The sequence below is a fragment of the Streptomyces sp. SID14478 genome (genome assembly GCF_010548525.1).
GTDB lineage: Bacteria > Actinomycetota > Actinomycetes > Streptomycetales > Streptomycetaceae > Streptomyces.
Window position 1 is genome coordinate 1 of the sequence record NZ_JAAGMG010000565.1, and the last position, 3,906, is coordinate 3,906.

At 71.5% G+C, this 3,906-nt stretch carries 4 protein-coding genes and 1 pseudogene; 2 read left to right on the forward strand and 3 right to left on the reverse strand.

Going from position 1 to position 3,906, the window contains the following annotated elements; translation table 11 throughout:
• Positions 1 to 142 precede the first annotated feature (142 nt).
• On the reverse strand, positions 143 to 499 hold the full coding sequence (locus G3I40_RS18695; protein ID WP_164303279.1) for a DUF779 domain-containing protein: 357 nt from the start codon (positions 497 to 499) through the stop codon (positions 143 to 145).
• A 75-nt stretch (positions 500 to 574) separates the two neighbouring features.
• On the opposite strand from G3I40_RS18695, the gene G3I40_RS18700 reads away from it, so the two are divergent.
• Positions 575 to 946 (forward strand): hypothetical protein, encoded by a 372-nt coding sequence (locus G3I40_RS18700; RefSeq protein WP_164303280.1) that lies wholly within the window; start codon positions 575 to 577, stop codon positions 944 to 946.
• Between the two features lie 12 nt (positions 947 to 958).
• Here the strand turns inward: G3I40_RS18700 and G3I40_RS18705 are convergent, their stop codons facing one another.
• Entirely contained in the window at positions 959 to 2,110 is a 1,152-nt protein-coding gene (locus tag G3I40_RS18705; RefSeq protein WP_164303281.1) for a hypothetical protein, read from the reverse strand.
• 162 nt (positions 2,111 to 2,272) lie between these two features.
• Here G3I40_RS18705 and G3I40_RS18710 point away from each other — a divergent pair, with 162 nt between their 5' ends.
• Entirely contained in the window at positions 2,273 to 2,893 is a 621-nt protein-coding gene (locus tag G3I40_RS18710; protein WP_164303282.1) for an L-threonylcarbamoyladenylate synthase, read from the forward strand.
• Between the two features lie 78 nt (positions 2,894 to 2,971).
• On the opposite strand, the pseudogene G3I40_RS18715 reads toward G3I40_RS18710, so the two are convergent.
• Positions 2,972 to 3,906, reverse strand: a pseudogene (locus G3I40_RS18715) (hypothetical protein); the annotation flags it as partial.

The window sequence follows — 3,906 nt, forward strand, 5'->3', positions numbered from 1 at the left end:
GCACTGGCCGGCGCCGCCCCCGCCAGGCCGGCGCCGGCCAGTACGCCCACCGCCGTCAGGGCCGCCAGGAGCCGTCTGTGTCTGTTGTCAACTCTCGTCTGCATCAAGGGAGTTCAGCAGACGCGCCCGGCTCCGTCGATGGCTAGGCGTCGACCAGCCGGGAACGGATCAGGAAACGTACGCCCTCGGGCGCCTCCAGCGAGAACCCGCTGCCGCGCCCCTCGACGACGTCGACGATCAGACGCGTATGGCTCCACACCTCGTACTGGCTCTTCGACATCCAGAACGACACCGGTTCCGCCACGCCGTCCACGGCGAGGTCCTGCAGCAGCACGTCCGCGCCTCCGGTGCGGAATTCGCCCGCCGGATAGCACATCGGGGCGCTGCCGTCGCAGCAGCCGCCGGACTGGTGGAACATCAACGGGCCATGGGCGTCACGCAGTCGCCGCACCAGTTCGGCGGCCGCGGGGGTCAGCTCCACACGGGGTACGTCGCTCATGACGACGCAGTCAAGACGGAGGGACGTTGCGACCACGTTGCACGCCCGGGGCCGTCGCCCGCATAGGCTCCGGACATGGAACAGAGGGAGATCGTCCTGCGGGCCATCGGTGTGCTGACCGAGACACAGGAGATGGTGCGCAGGCTCAGTGACGGGGACCGGCTCGACAGTGATCTGACCCAGTTGGGCAGGCTCGTGTCGGAGGTGTTCCCGACCATCGAGATCCCGGCGGGATCCGATGCCGAGCAGGCCGCCGAACTGACCATCGCCGCACTCATGCCGGCCAGCGTGTCGCTCGTCGAGGCGTTCGCGTTCCTCTTCACACAGCTCGCGAGGGTGCACGACGAGGGCCGCACCGACGTCAACTCGACCGAGCTGCTGCGAGAGATCGCGCTGCGCATGTCCGACCCCGGTGAGGAGGAGCAGGAGCAGGAGGGGGACGAGTGACGTCGGGGCGCCCTACTTGTTCGGGTCGCGGAAGCGGCCGAAGGCCTTGGTGAGGGCGCCCAGCGGCGAGCCGTCCGTCCTGGCGGCGCCGGGCACGGCGGGGCGGGGCATCCCGTCGCCGCCGGTCGCCTCGGCCAGCGCGCTCTGCGCCGCTTCGGCGGCCTCCTTGTACAGGTCGCGCGACGTGGTCATGGCGTCCAGCGCCTGTGCGTAGCGGGTGACCATGGACTGGGCGTGGGCCAGCTCCTCGTCCGGTGTCAGCAGGTGCCAGCCCTCGCGCAGCCGGGTCAGGGCCCGCTCGGCGTCGTCGGGCAGCGGCCGCGGCAGCGCCGCGAACTCCTCGATGCGGTCGATCAGCTCGACCGGCTCCGACGCGTCCAGGAAGACGCTGCGCACGGTGAAACGCTCCGCGTCGTAGCCGGGGGCCCCCGGCGCCGTGGGCAGGACGACGGCGCCGCCGCGCGGCATCCGCAGCTTCAGCTCCCGCTTCATCGCGAAGTCGGCGATCTGCGCCTGCTCCGGTGTGGCCCGGTGCTCGACCACCTGATGGCGCAGGCTCGGCGGCAGGAACCGGGTGATCGGCTGCTGCCCGTGCGCGTCCGGCGTCATCGCCTCGTGCACGATGACGTGGACCGACCAGCTCTGCCGGGTGAGGTCGCGCAGCAGGTGGCGCAGCTCGTCGTCGTCCTTCGGGAGCTGGTTCGCCCCCCGGAGCCGCACGCCCGGCACCATGTCGTGGTCCCAGGGGACCTGGTTGCTGTCCGGCCAGAACATCGTGGCGGGCGACAGCCACTCCGGGTCCCAGGCCCGCTCCGCCTCGGCGGCGAGCACCCAGAGGACCCCCTCGCCGTCCTTGCGGCGCCCTTCGGGCTCGTACGTCGTCAGCTGCGCACGCACCGTGACGCCCTCGGCGGCGTGCCAGCGCGCCTCGAAGAGACGGCGCGCCGTCGGGCCGGGGTCGGCCGACTCCTCGCGCGGGTGCAGGACGGTGGAGCGGGCCGCCTCGACGGGGTCGAGGTCCAGGAAGTCGTCGAGCACCCCGGCCGCCTTGAGGGCGATCAGGTTGCGCCGGACGTCCTGCTCGGGCTCGGGCCCGAGGTGGCGCCCGTGCCCCAGCCAGGCGGTGGCGGGGACGGTCTGCGATGAGCTGCTGTTCTTGGCCATGGAGTCGATCTGTGGGTGGTCGGGGGCGCCACCAGTATGCGGCGTGCGCCCGCCGGCGGGTAAGGGCAGGGGGGACGGGTGTCGGGATTGTCGCGCGTTCACACGGCTCACCGCCGCGCGCAACGCCGTCGTGGGCCGTCCCTGATCCCGTACCCTCGGCGGATGGCCAGGTACTTCGACGTGCACCCCGAGAATCCCCAGGCGCGCATCATCGGCGCGGTCGCCGACGGCATCCGCGACAGCGCCCTGATCGCCTATCCCACGGACTCCTGCTACGCGCTCGGCTGCCGGCTCGGCAACCGGGACGGCGTCGAGCGGATCCGCGCGATCCGGCATCTCGACGACAAGCATCACTTCACCCTGGTCTGTCAGGATTTCGCGCAGCTCGGCAAGTTCGTACACATCGACAACGACGTGTTCCGCACGATCAAGGCGGCCACGCCCGGCAGCTACACGTTCATCCTGCCCGCGACGCGCGAGGTGCCGCGCCAGCTGCAGCACCCGAAGAAGAAGACGGTCGGCGTGCGCATCCCGGACCACGTGGTGACGCAGGCCCTGCTGACCGAGCTCGGCGAGCCGCTGCTGTCCAGCACCCTGCTGCTGCCCGGCGAGGACGAGCCGCTCACCCAGGGCTGGGAGATCAAGGAGCGGCTCGACCACGCGGTCGACGCGGTGCTCGACTCCGGCGACTGCGGCACCGAGCCGACCACCGTCATCGACTTCTCCAACGGCGAGGCGGAGATCGTGCGGCGCGGCGCGGGGGACCCCGACCGGTTCGAGTGACGCGGACGGGCACCTGAGAAGACGCACAAAAGGGGCGAACGGCATGAGGAACGCCGCACGCTCCGGGAGCCGTCGTCCTCACCGCTCCGCGTTGAGGGCGTCCACGGCTCCGAGGGCGTCGCCGATCGTCGCGTAGTCGACGGCGACGAAGGTGACGGGGCGGCCGCGCTCGCGCTCGCAGCGGTGGGCGCGCTCGAGCACGAAGCGGCGGGTGTTGACCGTGCCCGCGTCGAGGCGGCTGCCGCCGTCGATGGTGATGAAGTGGTTGAGCAGGAAGAGCCGTTTGTCGTCGCCGCCACGATGGGGCGCACAGCTCATCTCGTCCGGTGAGCGGAAGGCGAACGGGGTCTCCATGCCGTACGCGTAGAAGTTGCGGTACCAGGGCGCCGGTCCGTCCGCCTGTTCCGCGAGGACGACGAGACGGCGGCCGCTGTCGATCATGTGGCCCAGCGTCGGCCAGGGTTTCGTGGGATCGGCGTCGGGGGTGAGGATCAGATCGTCCAACCCGGCCTCGTGGAAGGCCTGTCGGGTCTCCTCGCCGGTGATCGCGTCCTGCACGATCAGGGTGAGGACCTCGCTGGGGTGCTCTCGCATCCAGTCGCCGATCCCGCGCAGGGTCGGCACCAGCGCGAGCGCCCCCGCCCGGCACACTGAGTGGCACAGCCACAGGCCCTCGCGCGGCGGGTTGAACGCGTTGACGGCCCGGGTGACGAGCGCCCGCTGTGCGTCCGTGAAGTCGGAGTCGTCGAGGCGGCCGGCGATCTCGTCCGGCTGCTCCCACCGGTAGGTGTCGATCTGCAGGGCGCGTACGCCGTCGTCCAACTGGGCGGTGATGCCCGGGTCCTGGAGCGGCCCGATGAACCGGTCGACGGTCGTCGACATCGCGTTGTGCGAGGTGAGGTAGGCGACCTCGTCGTAGCGGCGGTCGCACAGCGCGGCGCTGCCCTGGCAGACGCGCGGCGCCGCCGGACTCGTCGCGAGCGGCAGCACGACCAGGGCGGCCACCGCCAGGC